We start from the raw sequence: 17,900 nt of genomic DNA, 5'->3' as shown, positions 1-17,900 counted from the left end.
TGTCAAAATATCACAATATTAATTCCGATTAATACACCCAAAATTCTTGCGAAAAAAGTCAAGAAATAACATATGACATGTAGAGTTCACAAAGCTTATTATAATTTAACGATCCGTTTAGTAGTTACATGTTCTCCTGAACGAAATGTCAACATATACACTCCTGCAGCCATTCCACCAATGGTATATTGCTCAGAAGAAACTTTGTCTAAAGAGATTTCTATATAACGGCCTTGCATATCCGTACATTCAATACGTACATCTTCTGTAACAACATTGGTAAAATCTAAATTGAAAGTACCTGAAGAAGGATTAGGATAAATCAGTACATCGTTTAGAGTGACGAACTCCGGTGTTGCTCCCTCTTCGCGACAAGGAACAGTCACCATTGCCCCTAAAGACTCCTTTAAACAGCCAAACTTACTGGTAACTCCCACTTTATAATTTCCGGCTGTTTTTGCAGCGTAGAATGAGCTAATGGCATTTGCAATTTTATTTACACCCTTCTTCCAGTAATAGGTATAACCGGATCCGGTATTGGCCTGCAAGGTAACACTGTCACCGGCGCAAAAGGAGAGTGGTCCTGAAGGAGTAATTATTGCTGATGGTTTGGATTTAACATTGACCGCCAGAGCAGATGAAGTAGTCGAAGCACAGGCATTTGTTACCACAACTGTATACGACCCTGCACTTACAGCATTATAAACGGAATCAGTGGCACCTGAAATATTGGCATTGTTCTTCTTCCATTGGTAAGTAAAACCGGCTGTGGATGGCGCTTTCAACGTGAGTGATTCTCCGCTACAAATTTGAGGATAACCACTGGAAGTTAACGTAGCAACAGGTCCGGCAGAAGAGGTTAGAACCACAGGTGAACTTGTAGCCGAACATCCGCTCGCTGTCACTCTTACCGAATAAGAGCCTGCTGTTGTTACTGTATAAGAAGACTGTGTTGCACCACTGATAATAGCACCCTTATACCATTGATAAGTCGCTCCTGCAACATTATTCGCGTTCAGGATTACTGATAAGGGTGTGCAAACTACAGTTGAGGAAGGAGTTTGAATGGTTGCGGATGGAACAGGATTTACGGTTAAGGCAACGGCATTACTCACAACAGAAGAACAGGCATTGGTAACTAAACAGGTATATGAACCCTGAAGGCTGGCGTTGTAGGTTGGCGATATTGCACCGTTAATTGCATTTCCGTTTCTTCTCCACTGAAAAGAATAAACCCCGGTCAATGATGGACTGCATGTAAGGGTTGACGTACTCCCTGAACAAATTGCTGAACTCTGGATAGATGCTACTGCATTCGGATTACCAATGCTGATATTGATAGCCGGTGTAAATTTACTTCCACAAGCCGGGTTAGTGACATAGCATTTGTATGCTCCGGATGAATTGGCAACAAAGGTGGAAGATGAGCCTGTACTTACGATGGAATTTCCGAGATACCAGGTATAGGTGATTCCGGGACCTACAGGCGTTGCCGAAAGCTGAATGCCACCTGAGCAACTGGAAGCACCTCCCGGAGCTGATATAGCCGGTGCAGTTGTATTGAGAGTTACTTCTAAAGGAATTGTATAAAGATTACCCTGACAATATGTATCAAAATAACTAACCTGATAAGAACCACTTTGAGTAGCAGTATACACAATTGATGTAGCACCTGCAATTGCAAAACCATTTAAATACCATTGATAACTTCCTGTAGAAATTGGAGGTGCCTGAAGCGCAACCGAAGATCCCACTCCGCATCCGGTTACAGCGCCAGAATGTTCAATTGCATTCCCCCCATAGAAACTGCCTGCAACATTAAATACAGGTGTAGAAATCATTCCACAGGCTGTAGTAATATTACAGATATAATCACCGGTGGGATAGGGAGGCAACAATACATTATTGCCGGAGGCATATAAACTATTGTTCACAAACCAGTCATAGGTAGCTCCTGAATAGGCGGGTACCTGCAATGCTCCTATCCCGGGCATAGATAATAAACAGCTTCCTGACCCGGAGAAACAATAGTCGGAATTGCAAGTAATATTCACAGTAGGAGGAGTGGTGGTATTAATTACAACGGGTGTGGAAACAGAAGTTCCACAAGTATTGCTAGCGGTGACAGTGTAAGTACCGGCTTGTGAAGGAGCATGATAAAAAAGTGTTGCACCGGAAATGGGGTTGCCATTGAGATTCCATTGATAACCGGTGAAGCCGGTCGGGGTGGATAAACTTACCGATTGGCCAAGGGCTGCACAATATGAAGTGGGACCGGAAGCTGTTATCGAAGCGGTCGGTTGTGGTGTTACACTCACCAGTACTATAGCTGTAGTCCGCATACCTCCACTATTCCACATTGTGCAGAAGTAAGATCCACTTGTAGTAACCAACAACGAATCATTATCAACATTCATATAAGAAAGTTGATTTGGTAGTGTTTTACCCCAGCTATAACGTGTATAACCGGAAGGCACTTTCAATATAACACTTCCTCCTGCACAAAAAGAAAGAGATCCGGAAGAAGTGATGACCGGTGCAACCGACGTATAAGCTACTCCACCGGAATCTAATTTAGCAATATATACATCCCGATTGTTCTCGTGCAAATAACTACCTCCGGTTATCAATAGCCTCGCACCGCTGATCACCCTTAATCGTGTAGGTTCAGAAAAATAGGCGTAAGAATTACCTCCCGGATATTGATAATTTTTATAGAGCGTCTCCACCCCTGCCTGATTAAACTTCTTCAAAACGATCCGCTCTCCAAAATTACCATATGAAATTAACAGATAATAGCTCCCGCTCTTTCCAGCTGCAACATCCAGTCCACCTTCAGAGAGTAAATTAGACCATTTCAGATAAACCGTATTTCCATTGGCATCTAATCGCAAATGAAAAGCACTTGGATAATTACCGATCCCATCCGATCCAAATCCTGTCATCACTAAATTTTGGTCTGTTAGTTCCGCAATTCCTCTGGCCGACGGAGTTGTACTGTTTCCACCGTTCAGATACAGATTGAATTTCCTCGTCCATAAGGTATCGCCTGAAAGATTAAACTTTACGGTATACACATTGAATCCGGTGAAGCTTGCCGTTCTGCCTGCAACCACCAAATTGCCATCTGTAGTAAAAGTCAGGGTGTTTGCTTCTTCATCGGCGCTATAACCATGGGTTTTATTTTGAATACTATTTCCCGCAGTGTCGGTTTTTAAAAACCAGATGTCTTTTGCTCCGGCTCCGGCACTTGCAGTATAACCTGTCATGTATAGTCTGTTTCCACGGTAACCGATATCGGTAATTTCATCTGCACCGGCCCCACCGAAAGTTTTCGTCCATAAAGCCACACCATTGGCATCCAGCTTCACCAGCATTCCATCCTTTAAACTTCCTACTGTCTTAAAACCGGCAGCATAAATTTCATCATTGGGACCAATAGTCAAGGCTTTTGCAGCATCTTCACCGCTACCGCCAAAATATTTTATCCAGAGCAGGCTTCCGCTTGACGTGGTTTTCATCACGAACATATCATTCAACCCGGCTCCATAAGAAGTAGATTGACCAACCGTGACAATTGAGCCATCGGATAATTCGGCAATATCATTGCCCAGCTCATTTCCGGGCAAATTGTAGCTGCTTTCGAACTTTTGAGCGGGAGATGAAGAGAATAAAGCCGAAAGGACGATAGCAATTGGGATGAAAAAATTCTTCATGGTATGGGATTTTGGTTAACCAAATGTAGGAGAACTTCTCAAATATCCAAAATCTAAACCCTTGAATTTCCGTTAATAATGGTAAATCCGGGGTAAAATCAGGTCATTACAAAATAAAACAAAGCCAATTCTTCCCCTTTTGAAATTTACTGACTAACATATTTCCACATAATTGTTAATTTCTTTACCTTTGCACCCCTTGCAGCTAATCCTAAACGGCTGTAATAATAATCGTTCTGAGATGGCTGAGTCTCCATATCTTATCCGGTTTATCCAGTTGCCAACCGGGCAGCATGAATACACATTCCGGATTGACGATACGTTCTTTAAAGATCGGGAAGGCACTATTATACATGGTGCTTCTATAGAAGTAGATGTTGTTCTTCATAAAAGTTCCGGTGCTATGCAACTGGAATTAAAAATGAAAGGCGAAGTCACTGTAGACTGTATGCGATGCCTCGAAGCATTTGTACTTCCTATTGAAATTGACAGAGTGCTTCTTGTTCGTATGGTGGAAACACCTACACCTGAAGAAGATGATATCGATGCCATTCATATTGCTAAAACGGCGTATGAAATTGACCTTAAAAATCACCTCTACGACTTCCTTACACTTGAAGTTCCTTACAGCCCTGTGCATGAGGACCTGCCCAATGGATTACCCGGTTGCAATCCGGAGATTCTGAAGCATATTAAACAGTTGAATAAAAAAGAGGAAGAAAAGAAGGAAGAAAAAGGGGATGATCGTTGGTCCGTGCTTCGAAAGATTAAATTAAACTAATTGAATATTAATTAATTAAATAAAAATAAGTCATGCCAAATCCTAAACACAAACACTCGAAATCGAGAAGGGATAAACGCCGTACACATTACAAAGCAACTGCCCCTACATTGGCCATTGATGCCAGCACAGGAGAAGCCCATCTTTGGCATCGCGCCTTCTGGCACGAAGGAAAGTTAATGTATAAAGGCAAAATTGTAATGGAACGTGAGGCATAATGGTCTCATAGCTATTCTTAACCTTTAACAATAACTCTTCTTACAGACAGGCCTTGATGAAAATTGGGATTGATATTATGGGTGGTGATTATGCTCCGAACGAAGTCGTTCTGGGTGTAATTCAGTCACTTCCCGAATTGGAGGGTGATACCAGATTGGTACTCTTCGGTGATGAGGTAGCTATAAAAGACCTTTTCAGTCGTGAGAATGCCGATATCAGCTTGGTGGATATTGTTCATACGACCGAAGTGATCGGGATGGATGAACAAGCCACCAGAGCCATTGCCGGAAAACCCGATTCAAGTATTTCCCGCGGCTTTGAACACCTGAAAGCCGGTAAGATTGACGGATTTGCTTCTGCCGGTAACAGTGGGGCGATGATGGTGGGTGCCATGTTCAGTGTAAAAACTGTTCCCGGAATTTTGCGTCCCGCCATTAGTTCAGTTATTCCGAAGGAAGATGGAAGTTGGGGACTTTTTCTGGATGCCGGTGCCAATGCCGACTGTAAACCTGAACACCTGCAACAATTCGCCATCCTCGGTAGTCTATTCCTGGAACATGTGTATGGAGTGCCGAATCCCAAAGTGGGCTTGATGAATATTGGAGAAGAAGAAGAAAAAGGCAATATGCTTTGTCAGGCTACTCATCCATTATTGAAAAATACCAGGGAAATAAATTTCATTGGCAACATTGAAGGCCGTGATTTATTCAATGATAAAGCAGATGTTATTGTTTGTGATGGGTTCACAGGCAATGTTATTCTGAAGCTGGCCGAATCTTTTTACAGCCTCATCAGAAGAAGAAAAATAAAAGACGAATATTTTGATCGGTTTAATTTTGAGAATTACGGAGGTACGCCGGTGTTAGGTGTAAACGCACCCGTAATCATTGCTCACGGAATTTCGAATGCCCGTGCGATCAAAAACATGATTCACATAACACGGAAAGTTACCGCTGCCGGTCTGACGGAAAAAATCGCTCAGGCGGTACACGAAAGCATCACCCAATAAGATGACCAAAGTTAGAGCTGCGATTACCGCGGTGCATGCATGGGTACCACCCGATCTGCTCACCAACCACGACCTTACGAAACTCGTCGATACCAATGAAGAATGGATTGAGACGCGTACCGGTATAAAAGAAAGACATATCCTGAGAGGGGAAGGCCTCGGCTCCTCCGACATGGCTGTTCAGGCTATTTTGCCTTTATTAAAGAAACGGGGAATTGGTGCCGATGAAATCGAACTCATCATTTGTGCGACCACCACACCCGACATGCAGTTTCCGGCTACTGCCAATATCATTGCAGATAAAATCGGTGCCGTGAATGCCTGGGGTTATGATGTCAACGCCGCCTGCTCCGGATTTATTTTCGCATTAACAACAGCCACTAAATTCATCGAAACGGGTACACATAAAAAAGTGTTGGTGGTTGGTGTAGATAAAATGTCGAGTATTATTGACTACACCGATCGTGCAACTTGCGTTATTTTTGGAGATGGCGGGGGTGCGGTACTGTTAGAGCCCAACGAAGAAGGTAACGGCATCATGGACTCGATTTTGAGAGTGGATGGGTCAGGGCGTGCATTTCTGCACCAGAAAGCTGGCGGTAGCGTTAAGCCGGCAACGTTAGAAACTGTTGCAGCTAAAGAACATTTCGTTTATCAGGAAGGTCAGACTGTTTTCAAGTTCGCTGTTACTAAAATGGCAGATGTAAGTGCTGAAATCATGGAGAAGAATAATCTCACCGGCTCAGACATCTCCTGGCTCATCCCCCACCAGGCCAACAAACGCATTATCGACGCCACTGCCCGCCGCATGGGACTTCCGGATGAAAAAGTCACTTTAAACATAGAGCGTTACGGCAACACCACCAATGGCACTATTCCACTTTGCTTATGGGAATGGGAAAAGAAATTCAAAAAAGGCGATAACATCATCATTGCTGCTTTCGGAGGTGGTTTTACCTGGGGAGCTATTTGGGTGAAATGGGCGTATTGAAAGTTTAAGGTTTAAGGTTTAAGGTTTAAGGTTTGTCCTTGCCTGAAATAGGTTGACTTTTTTGCGAAAGATCCTCCCCTCCTCCCAGTGATCTCGTCAGAATCATTGCATGGAAGATGGAATAAGTTTGACGAGAGAACGATCCTCCAAATTCGCAGTCCATTTTCATCTGACAATTAATACTTTACAAATATCCTATTACTATTGTCGCAAAAATTTCCTTACAAAAGTCATACATTAAAATGGGTATAATATAATTGTTTAAACAGCTAAAAACCTTACTTTTGAAGCATCTTTGAATTCACTTAAAATTAAATCAATATAAACATAAAATTAAAAAATGAAAAAACAACTACTAATGGCGTTGTTTGTTGCCGGTTCTCTCGGAATAGCACAAGCACAAACAAACATCTTAACTGAAGATTTCGAAGGAGGATCCGTTCCTGCCGGCTGGTCTAATATTACTCAGGCAACCGATGGTGGCTGGGTCGTTGGTAACAATGTCAGCGTGCAATCCACATCATTTCCTATTCCTGCACATACCTTAATGGCTGCAACCAATGACGATAAGTGCAATTGCAATAAAAGCAATGATATTTTTCTAACTCCACCAATGAACCTGACAACATTTTCAACTGTATTCATGAGTTATGAATGCTTCTATTTTAATTTAGCCTATCAAGGGTTAGTGGAAGAAGCGAAAATTGTTGCTACATCCGATAATGGCGTGACATTTACTGATCTTCAAGTGGTATCTGCAAATTCAGGAAACGGATGGCAGTCAAATCTTGTGGATTTATCAAGTGTAGCAGGAAATGCCAATGTTCAAATTGGATTTAAATATAATGACAAAGGCGGCTGGTTATACGGCTGGGCCATTGATGATGTAGTTATCTATGAACCATTAGCGGGTGTGGATCTGGCTGTGAGCAGCACTGTAGTTGGTAAAGATGATGCACGTCCGGTTTTTTCTCCTTATTCAAAATATATCACTAATTTGCCTCTCACGGTACAAACGATATTAACGAATGTTGCTACTACACCTATTACCTCCTTTGATTTTACATGGTCAGATGGCGTGAACACCTACAACCAAACGGTTACCGGTTTAACTATTGCCCCTCTTTCCAGTTATACCTTAACGGCGGCTGTTCCTTACACTACATTGGCAGGACCACAAACCATCACCACTACCATCACAAACATTAACAATGGAGCTGTTGAAATTAGTACTGCCAATAATTCTGCATCATTTAATATTGAAGGTGTAACTCCGCATCCTGATAAAAAATACTTTGCAGAAGAAGGTACAGGGACATGGTGCCAATGGTGTCCTCGCGGTGCTGTTTATATGGATTATATGACTGAAACCTATCCTTCACAATTTGTAGGTGTGGCTGTACACAATGCAGATTCGATGACATTGGCTGCTTATGATGCCGGAATTGGCGCTTTGATTGGTGGTTATCCGAGCGTTGTACCCAATCGCGGAACTGAAATTGACCCATCAGAACTTGAAGGCAATTTCATGAACAATATAGTATTAGCTCCTCCTGTTGTGATTTCAGGTGTTTCTACAGTTAGTCTGGCCAACAATCAAATTACTGTTGATCTTACCGGCACGTTCAGTCAGGCACTCAATGGTGATTACCGTTTCCTTGCTGTAGTTGTTGAAGATAGCGTAACCGGAACTACTGCAGCATACAATCAATCTAATTCATATGGTAATGGTGCAAATGGACCAATGGGTGGATTTGAAAACTTCGGCACAACGGTCCCCGCTGCTTCAATGAATTATAATTTTGTTGGTCGTGCGTTGTTAAATACTTTCGGAGGACAAAGCGGTAGTCTCCCTGGTGCTATCACTTCAGGTGGTGCTTATAATTATCAATTTACAACAACTGCCAATGCGGCCTGGGATAAAAGCCAATTATGGATTGCAGCTGTTGTAATTAACACATCAACCGGCGCAGTTTTAAATGCGAACAAATTCCCGGTTGTAATTACTACAGGTTTGAATGATCAAAACAATCCTTTGGTTGGTTCTTATCTTTATCCTACTGCAACTTCTGATATTATCAATCTTGCATTACATCTTCAGGAAACCTCTGACGTGTTATTGACAGTATCAGATGTACTTGGAAAAGTTGTAATGACTCAGGATTTGGGAACGATCAGCAAAGGTGAGAACAAAATGTTTTGGAATGTTAATCATCTGTCTGCCGGAATGTATCATATGACATTAACTACTTCTACCGGAAGAACAGCATTGAAATTTATTAAAGAATAAAGAACGGATTTAGTTTCTCATAATTAGTAGTGAAGTCCCGGTTATTTAATTAACCGGGACTTCTTATTAAACATAAATACCGGTTGCCCCTTTTTTACTTTTCACTTTCCTTCGACAAAGCGGAACCCGGAATAAGATTTTTCCATTCATTTAAAATCGCTTAAAATCAGTCAAAAACCCTTAAAAATGCTCATTTTTTAAAGAAATGAGGATATATTTCTTGATTTCTGAAGATTTCTTCTATTTTTATCGATTCAAAATAAACATCCTTATGAACAAAAAGGAAATCGAAGAACTTATCAAGTTTGTAGCCAAGGCCGGAGTCAGTGAAGTGAACCTCGAACTGAAAGACTTTAAGATCACTATTAAAAACAGTCCGCCTAAGGTGGAACAAATTGTACAAACGATAGCTCCTCCGGTTGTTATGGCAGCCGCGGCACCAGTCGCAAGTACTCCTTCCCCGGCCCCCGCAGGTACAACACCACCGCCTACATCTACTACCGATGATGCTAAATACATCACTATTAAAAGTCCGATGATCGGTACTTTCTACCGTTCATCCGGGCCCGACAAGCCTGTTTTAGCAAATGTTGGGGATGAAATTAAACAAGGACAAGTGCTTTGTATCATTGAAGCCATGAAGTTGTTCAATGAAATCGAATCGGAAGTGTCAGGAAGAATTGTCAAAGTACTCGTTGATAATTCAAAACCGGTGGAATATGATACGCCATTGTTTCTTGTTGATCCGAGTTGAAGTTTAAGGTTTAAGGTTTAAAGTTTAAGGTTTAAGGTTTAAAGTTTAAAGTTTAAAGTTTCACTCACCAGGTGACTACGGGCGATTAATTCTTGTTTCGTGTTACACGAGATGACCTCTGCAGCCCGATTGCTAGCGGGCCGATAGGTATCCAGCCTTGTGCCGACGAGACAGGTTTAAAGTTTGAAGTTTAAAGTTTAAAGTTTAAAGTTTAAAGTTTGAGAATAGGGTTTGAAGTTTGAGTATAGGGTTTGGAAAAATTGTTGAAGGATTCAGCAAGATTTCGAATTCCTGGATTTAGAATCATAAACTATACGCGATATGAAAATTCTGCCTCTCATGTGTGAGGTCATGACTAAATAGAATATATGTTTAAAAAAATACTGATTGCCAATAGGGGCGAAATTGCACTTCGCATTATTCGTACATGCAAAGAGATGGGGATACGTACTGTGGCCTCTTATTCAACAGCGGACAAAGAAAGTCTTCATGTTCGCTTTGCAGATGAAGCTGTATGCATCGGACCACCACCGAGCCGTGACTCTTATCTTAATATTCCCCGCATAATTGCTGCAGCAGAGATTACCAATGCTGACGCTATTCATCCCGGATATGGTTTCCTGAGTGAGAACTCGAGGTTCTCCGCCATCTGTTCAAAGCATGGGATTAAATTTATTGGTGCTACTCCTGAGCAAATCGATGCAATGGGTGATAAAGCCAATGCGAAGGATACCATGAAGAAGGCCGGTGTGCCTACTATTCCGGGTTCCGATGGATTGCTGGAGAATGTGGAACATGGGAAGAAGGTAGCGAAGGAGATGGGCTATCCCGTTATCGTAAAAGCAACAGCAGGAGGTGGCGGAAAGGGAATGCGTATTGTGTGGAAAGAAGATGAGTTGCAAAAAGCTTTTGAAAATGCACAGACGGAAGCGGCGGCTGCTTTCGGCAACGATGGTCTGTACATGGAGAAATACATTGAGGAACCCCGCCATATTGAAATACAGGTTGCAGGCGATCAATATGGCAAGGCTTGTCATTTGAGTGAACGCGACTGCTCTATTCAACGACGTCACCAGAAATTGCTGGAAGAAACGCCTAGTCCATTTATGACCGAGAAGCTGCGTGAGCAAATGGGAGAAGCTGCCATCAAAGCTACACTTGCCAGCAATTACGAAGGGGTAGGTACTATCGAATTCCTCGTTGACAAGCACAAGAATTTTTATTTCATGGAGATGAATACCCGTATCCAGGTAGAACATCCGGTAACGGAAGAAGTCATCAATTATGATCTGATCAAAGAGCAAATAAAAATTGCAGCAGGTGTACCTATCAGTGGCAAAAATCATTTCCCTACCATGCATGCCATCGAATGCCGTATTAATGCTGAAGATCCATACAATGATTTTCGTCCAAGTCCGGGTAAAATAACTGTATTACATCAACCCGGCGGACATGGTGTGCGCGTCGACTCTCATATCTATGCCGGTTATACCATTCCGCCCTATTACGATTCCATGATTGCTAAATTGATTACCGTGGCACAAACACGGGAAGAGGCAATGCAAACGATGGAGCGTGCATTGAGCGAATTCGTAATTGAAGGTGTAAAGACAACCATTCCTTTTCATCAGCAGTTGTTGCAGAATGAAGATTTCAGAAAAGGGAATTATACGACCAAATTCATGGAGTCATTTAAAATACGATAGGGAGAATAATACGAACTGCGAATATTCCCGAAAATACGAAATACGAATGCACGGAGAGTACGAAGATCGAGAAGATGACGAAGAGTGCTAAGAGTGCATAGAGTGCATAGAGTATTAAAAGTGCGAAGAGCGCGATTAAAGGGAAAGTTGCAAATGAATACTTATCGTACGAACTAGTACGAATGGGCAATAAATCAATTCAGCGTAAATCCTATTGATCCGTTTTATCCGTGTTCAACGATAGTTTCTAGCCGAAGTAAAAATGTCATCTTTTAAGAAAATTTCTTTTTCAACGCGTGTGGGTAAGCTCGATTATTTATTGGGTATGCATTACGTAGAAGTCCCTTCGCATATTGTCAAGAAACTCGGCGGATTAAATAAACAACGATTGTATTGCAGCATCAACGAAAAAGTGCGCTACTCCTGCGGACTAATGGCATTGAGCGAAGGCAGGGCCTATATCAGCATCAATAAAAAAAGAATGACTGATTTACAGTTAAAGATAGGATCCATGATTGATGTTGTTCTGGAGCCGGACACGAGTACATTTGGTATGGAAGTCCCTGAAGAACTCGAAGAATTATTAAAACAGGATCCGGAAGGAGAAGCCCGTTTTTTAAAACTCAGCCCCGGCAAGCAACGAAACATTATCTATTTTGTAAGTGGTGTAAAATCTTCTCAACTACGTATTGACCGCGCGCTGAAACTGATTAATAATTTAAAAGCATTGAAGGAGGGGAAGGAAACGATGCGTGCAATCTTTTATGGGAATTAAATTTGTCGGAGAATAATATTTGTTAGAGGGGGGTTACGAAATACGAAAGATTCACGAATATACGAAATACGAATATACGAAAGCACGAAAGCTCGAATATACGAAAGCTCGAATATACGAAAGGAAGAAAGTTACGAGAATTCTCTTCAATCTTAAAGTAAATATAACATACCAACTTCACCATTACACATCAACCACCATCAAAGTATATCCGCGTACATAAAGGTATATCAACGTATCGTATAGTATATCCAACGTACCTAAAAATATATACACGTATCGCAAAGTATATCAACGTACCTAAAAGTATATCAACGTACCTAAAAGTATATCAACGTACCTAAAAGTATATCATCGTACCTAAAAATATATCCACGTATCGCAAAATATATCCACGTATCGCAAAGTATATCCACGTACCGCAAAGTATATCCACGTACCGCAAAGTATATCCACGTACCGCAAAGTATATCTACGTACCGCAAAGTATATCCACGTATCTCATCGCATCAGCATCACCGTACCCATTTTCTCCGTAGTGCGGTTTTGTGAGCAGGGAGTGAGATAATTTACTTTATACACGTAGAGATCTGAAGGGGCTTCCTGTCCGTCGAATTTGCCATCCCATCCTTTGGAAGCATCGTTGGTTTCAAAAACTTCCTGTCCCCAGCGGTTGTAAATGCGCAGACTGTAAACATCCAAACGTTCTCCTAATCCAAAGAAAGCATCGTTCTTTCCGTCTCCATTGGGTGTGAAAGCCAGCGGTAAATAAACCTGACTATATCCCGGCGCACCTTCTACTGTTATGGTATCTCTGACTGAGCAGCGACCTATCTTCGTCTCTACCCAATAAATACCCGTATCCGCAACCGTTATAGCGTTAGTGGTGGCACCTGTTGACCAAAGGAAGTTGGTACCACCTTTCTGTGCCTGTAGTATCACTTCAAATTCATTACAGATAGAAATGGTGGATTGCAGATTATCAAATTCCGCCACGGTGACTTTCACAGTATCCGAGCCTACACAGAAGCCATCATCAACCAGAACACTATAGGTAGCCGTAGAAGTAACAAATAAGGTTTGTCCTCCGCTTCCCTGTGACCAGGTATAGCTTGCACCCGGATTCCCGGCATCAAGGGTGATATTTTCTCCTTCACAAAGTACTGTATCCGGACCAAGATCCACTTCGGGTATCTCCAGCACCGTTAGTTGAACAGCGTCACTTTGAACACAATTCGCTGTTGTAACCGTTAATGCGTAATTTCCGTCTTGCGTAATATTTATGGCAGCAGTAGTAGCACCGGTCGACCAGACATAAGATAATCCACTAATAGGAGAAGATAGCGAGAAGCTCAGATCCGCACAAATGGAAGTATCGGGACCGAGATCAAGCAAGGGTTCATAATCTACCACTAAGGTATCCCTGCTCAAACAACGGCCATAAGAAACATTCACCCAATACGTACCGGCTCCGTTAATCGTAAATACCGGATTTATACTTCCATCCTGCCAACTGTAGGTAGCTCCGGCATTGGTGGCATCCAAGACCAAAATCTCAGCAGGACAAAGTGTGGTATCACCGCCAAAATCAACAAGAGGTAAGGCACTGACATTAATTTGAATGGTATCTCTCTGAATACAATTGCTGTTTGTAACGGTAAGTATATACGAACCGGTCTGACCAACGGTGATCGAGGCTGCAGTACTGCCTGTCGACCAATTATAAGAACCATTAATTCCGGCGCTCAGGGTGATGGTCTCCGGTTCACAGAGATTGGAATCCGGCAAGGATGTCAACTGCGGGATAAAATCTACAGTAATACTATCAACATCGGCACAACGACCAATAGAGACATCCGCGTAATACAATCCACTGCTCAATACAGTAAAATCAGGAAGAGTACTTCCATCCTGCCAGGCATACACTGCTCCTGCATTGGTAGCATCCAATAACAAAGATGCACCCGGGCATAATGTGGTATCATTCCCAAAGTCAACTATCGGCAAGGCCTGTACGTTAACGACCACAGTATCTCTTTGCACACAATTTAAGGTGGTCAGTGTTAGCACATAATTACCAGTTTGGGTGACATTGATAGCCGAAAGGGTACTGCCCGTCGACCAGAGATAACTTCCGGCGAGGCCCGTCGAAATCGAAATGGTTTCCGGTTCGCATAAATTGGTATCAGGCATCAGGATTAATTCCGGCTCTGTGGTTATAATAATTGTATCGCCTGAACTGCAACTTCCCACCATGGCCTGCACAATAAATGTACCTGCAGTGGTCACTTCCAACTGAGAGGTGGTAGCGCCGGTGTTCCAGGTATAGGAAGCTCCTGTATTGAACGCATTCAGTACAATAGTATCTCCGGGACAAAGTACATCATCCGCACCAAAATTAACGGAAGGCAATGCTGCAAAGGTGACGATAGTAGTATCCCGTTGAACACAGCCGTTATCATTGGATTCTACCCAATAGGTTCCCGTGGTACTGACAACAAGTGAAGTTGCTGAAGAACCATCGGACCAAAGCAAGGTTCCTGTTCCGGTGGCCTGAATAGTAAACGTCTGACCGAGACATAATGAAGTGTCGTTGGAGGAGGATAGCGGCTGCGAATAGGCAACGACAATGGAATCTCTACTCAGACAAATATTATTTTCCACCTGCACCCAATACGTACCGGCCGAAGAAACGTTTAAGGTTTGTGCAGACGTACTATTTGACCAGTTAAAGGTAGCTCCGGGATTTCCTGCATTCAGCACCAACACATTCCCGGGACACAAGGTAGTATCGCTTCCCAGATTCACTTGCGGTATGGCATACACGTTAGCCACCATCGTATCGCGCAACTGACATCCGGCACTGCTGACCTGCACCCAATAACTTCCGCTCGCGGTAACATTTATCGTTTGCGTGGTGGCAGTGGTTGACCATAAATAAGTAGCCCCTCCTACTCCGGGATCCAGCAAAATAGTAGCTGTATCACACACGGTAAGGTCAGGACCAATAGAAATAGAACTCAGCGTATTGACATTGATACTATCTCTGCGGCTACAACCTGTATAGCTGATGTCAACATAATACAATCCGGTTGTACTGATATTAATCGTTTGCGTAGCTGCACCTGTGCTCCATGCATAGGTCGCACCCGGATTCAAGGCATCTAAAGTGATATTAGTTCCGGGACAAAGGAGTGTATCTTGCGGGAAGGGATCTATAGGACCGGCAAGCACTGTGATTTGAACACAAATGGTATCCCGAAGATTACAGGTCAGCGAATCAAAGACCACCATACAGGCATCGTATACGCCGGGTGTGGTATAGGTATGTGAAGGGTTCTTAGTACTATCTAACGTTGCTCCATCACCGAAATCCCAGGAATAAATCATTCCCGTTGTCCCGCTAACACTTTGATTGGTAAAATTCACTGTGAAGGGAACGCATCCTGAAGTAGCAGGATTAGCTGTCACTGCCGCGGTAACATCTACCAATTGCATATCAATTTTAAAGACGGCAATATCCCAACTGGCGCCTGCACCTTTGATGGTAGCTACTGAACCCGGAAGAGTAGGAAAGGTATTTGAACCGGTGCAAACGCCCTGATAAATCATACCACGGCTATCGAAACGGCTGGTCCCACCATCCACATGATCACCCGGAGATCCATAATAGGTAGCAAACACAAGTGATGTGGCATTCTGATCAATTACTGCTTCATAGAAAGAACCTGAACTCGGAATGGCATTGGGAGTAGTAGCAAAACCCGCCACACCGCCATAACCACTGATGTAAACTTTATTACAATTATCAACAAGAAATGCAGTAGGTGAGAAATTAGAGGCGGTTGCACTGCCAAGGCAAGTCTGATAAATGACCGAACCGAAGTTAAACGGAAACTTCATGATAAAAATATTTCCGCTATTCACGCCATAACAACCCGGTGTGATAGGAATATTTCCCTCAGTAATACCATATAGGTAAACACTGTTAGCGGCATCCAATTGCAGAAAATAGGCCTGATCATACCCGGAAGTTCCGATATAGGAAGAAGCCAGTGTAAAAATACCATTTGATGCCAGATACATCACCCATCCATCCATACCTCCTCCCAGAAATGCCGGATGAATTGCGCCACCCTGCGTCGGAAAGTTAACATTTGAAGTAGCACCGGCAATATATAAACCAAAACCGGAGCCATCCAATTTCAATCCCAAAGCGGCATCATCTCCCGAACCTCCCACATAGGTAGCCCAGTCGAGTGTAGCAAACGAAGGATTCAGGCGAATGATAACTCCATCCTGCGCTCCATTGGCAGTGGCATCGAAGACCCCCGCTGTAGCCGGAAAATTATTGGAAGAGGTAAAACTCGCGATATATACCGTTCCCAAAGCATCTGCAATAATTTCCCCTCTGTACGTATCACCATAATTATAAGGGATCGCATTTTGCCCGTCATTTCCGGAGCCGCCGATATAAGTTGACCCCACTAATGCTGAACCTGTGCTGTTGAGACGAGTAACAATGATATCATAAGAGCCATTCTGCGTTGCATCATAGCAACCGGGAGTAACAGGATAGTCGGACGAAGAACAGGATCCATAAATAAGAAGATCATTATTTGCCAATGAAAACATACTGTGAACATACTCATCCGAAGTTCCGCCTATATAGGTGGAATAAATTCTGGCACTACCCGTTGGATTTAGTTTCGTGATAGCGATATCTACATTTCCTCCGAAAGTTGCATCAAAAGCTCCGGGAGTGATGGGATAACCAACGCCAAAGCATCTCCCACCTGTAATAATATTTCCCAAATCATCATAAGCAGCGCTATGACCATAGGTAGTTTGATTCGATCCGGAGTAGGTTGAGGCGACAACGACGGGATCAATAACAAGTTCCTGCGACTGATCGTACTTACCGACTTTAAATGAAATCACATTTCCTTCCTTCCTGAAATCGCAAGCCACGGATTTCTTCTCTCCATTTATCAGCTGATAGGCAAAAGGACGCAACTCCGTAAAATCAAAAACAGAAGTTTTAACGATAAGTGCTCCGTCCTTCCGTATTTGAATTCCATCTGCTCCATCGTACTGCATACGAATCTGCCTATAATCGGAGCCGGGCTTAACAATAAAATCATACTTCGCATTGTTCTCTTCAGTATATACTTCAAGATCAATACCCGGATACAAAGAACTATAACGGACATGCCTATACCCCATTACCCGGGAGGCCCAACCGGAGGGATTGTTACCGATAATATAATTGCTATATCCTGACAATGGCTCACTTCCATTCGCGTTATTTTCCTCAGCGTTCAGGAATTTTACTTTCAATGCATGAAAATGAATAATTTCTTTTCGGGCCTTTTCAGGACTGTATTCATGTTCAACCTCATGAATTTCATTAAAGCGTTCAGGATTAAACAAAGAATACGTGAAGCCCTTTTCTTCCAGATAGAAGGTAGCACCGGGGAGGTCGGCCCGGTACCGGACATTGGGATGCCATTGGCCCTTATTTTCTTTGAACTCAATGGACGATCTTTCTTCACTTCCATGCCCGAGAGCCAGGAAGCCGGATAGAAGAAAGGATAAGAGGAGGTGGATGCGGATAGTCAAGGCGTGTGTTTTGAGACTCTTAAATTAGAAAATATTT

The 17,900-nt window shown here is 42.8% G+C and carries 10 protein-coding genes; 8 read left to right on the top strand and 2 right to left on the bottom strand.

Features of this window, described 5'->3' with window-relative positions; all coding sequences use genetic code 11:
• Window positions 1-98: 98 nt before the first annotated feature.
• Complete coding sequence (locus IPJ86_16810) at window positions 99-3,716, bottom strand: T9SS type A sorting domain-containing protein (protein MBK7888883.1); 3,618 nt, start codon at window positions 3,714-3,716, stop codon at window positions 99-101.
• 241 nt (window positions 3,717-3,957) lie between these two features.
• Between IPJ86_16810 and IPJ86_16805 the strand changes: the two genes are divergently transcribed.
• The 8 genes from IPJ86_16805 (at window position 3,958) to IPJ86_16770 (ending at window position 12,241) form a co-directional block, all read left to right on the top strand.
• On the top strand, window positions 3,958-4,497 hold the full coding sequence (locus IPJ86_16805) for a DUF177 domain-containing protein (protein MBK7888882.1): 540 nt from the start codon (window positions 3,958-3,960) through the stop codon (window positions 4,495-4,497).
• A 32-nt stretch (window positions 4,498-4,529) separates the two neighbouring features.
• Window positions 4,530-4,715, top strand: coding sequence for a 50S ribosomal protein L32 (gene rpmF / locus IPJ86_16800; protein ID MBK7888881.1), 186 nt, complete (start codon window positions 4,530-4,532; stop codon window positions 4,713-4,715).
• A gap of 56 nt (window positions 4,716-4,771) precedes the next feature.
• On the top strand, window positions 4,772-5,725 hold the full coding sequence (gene plsX / locus IPJ86_16795; protein ID MBK7888880.1) for a phosphate acyltransferase PlsX: 954 nt from the start codon (window positions 4,772-4,774) through the stop codon (window positions 5,723-5,725).
• A 1-nt stretch (window position 5,726) separates the two neighbouring features.
• Window positions 5,727-6,716, top strand: coding sequence for a ketoacyl-ACP synthase III (locus IPJ86_16790; GenBank protein ID MBK7888879.1), 990 nt, complete (start codon window positions 5,727-5,729; stop codon window positions 6,714-6,716).
• A 340-nt stretch (window positions 6,717-7,056) separates the two neighbouring features.
• Window positions 7,057-9,006 carry an Omp28-related outer membrane protein gene (locus IPJ86_16785; GenBank protein MBK7888878.1) on the top strand — a complete coding sequence of 650 codons (1,950 nt, stop codon included), beginning with the start codon at window positions 7,057-7,059 and terminating at the stop codon, window positions 9,004-9,006.
• Between the two features lie 271 nt (window positions 9,007-9,277).
• Window positions 9,278-9,760: an acetyl-CoA carboxylase biotin carboxyl carrier protein gene (gene accB, locus IPJ86_16780; GenBank protein MBK7888877.1), complete on the top strand. Its 483-nt coding sequence runs from the start codon at window positions 9,278-9,280 to the stop codon at window positions 9,758-9,760.
• A 368-nt stretch (window positions 9,761-10,128) separates the two neighbouring features.
• Window positions 10,129-11,466: an acetyl-CoA carboxylase biotin carboxylase subunit gene (accC, locus tag IPJ86_16775; GenBank protein ID MBK7888876.1), complete on the top strand. Its 1,338-nt coding sequence runs from the start codon at window positions 10,129-10,131 to the stop codon at window positions 11,464-11,466.
• 262 nt (window positions 11,467-11,728) lie between these two features.
• The gene (locus IPJ86_16770; protein ID MBK7888875.1) at window positions 11,729-12,241 is read left to right on the top strand and encodes a YdeI/OmpD-associated family protein; all 513 of its coding nucleotides are present in this window, start codon (window positions 11,729-11,731) and stop codon (window positions 12,239-12,241) included.
• A gap of 501 nt (window positions 12,242-12,742) precedes the next feature.
• Here IPJ86_16770 and IPJ86_16765 read toward each other — a convergent pair.
• Window positions 12,743-17,863: a gliding motility-associated C-terminal domain-containing protein gene (locus IPJ86_16765; protein ID MBK7888874.1), complete on the bottom strand. Its 5,121-nt coding sequence runs from the start codon at window positions 17,861-17,863 to the stop codon at window positions 12,743-12,745.
• Window positions 17,864-17,900: the final 37 nt, after the last annotated feature.

Source organism: Bacteroidota bacterium, assembly GCA_016713925.1.
In the GTDB taxonomy this organism is placed as follows: domain Bacteria; phylum Bacteroidota; class Bacteroidia; order AKYH767-A; family OLB10; genus JAJTFW01.
Note: the sequence above shows the minus strand (reverse complement) of the source record. Positions and strands in the feature narration are given on the sequence as shown.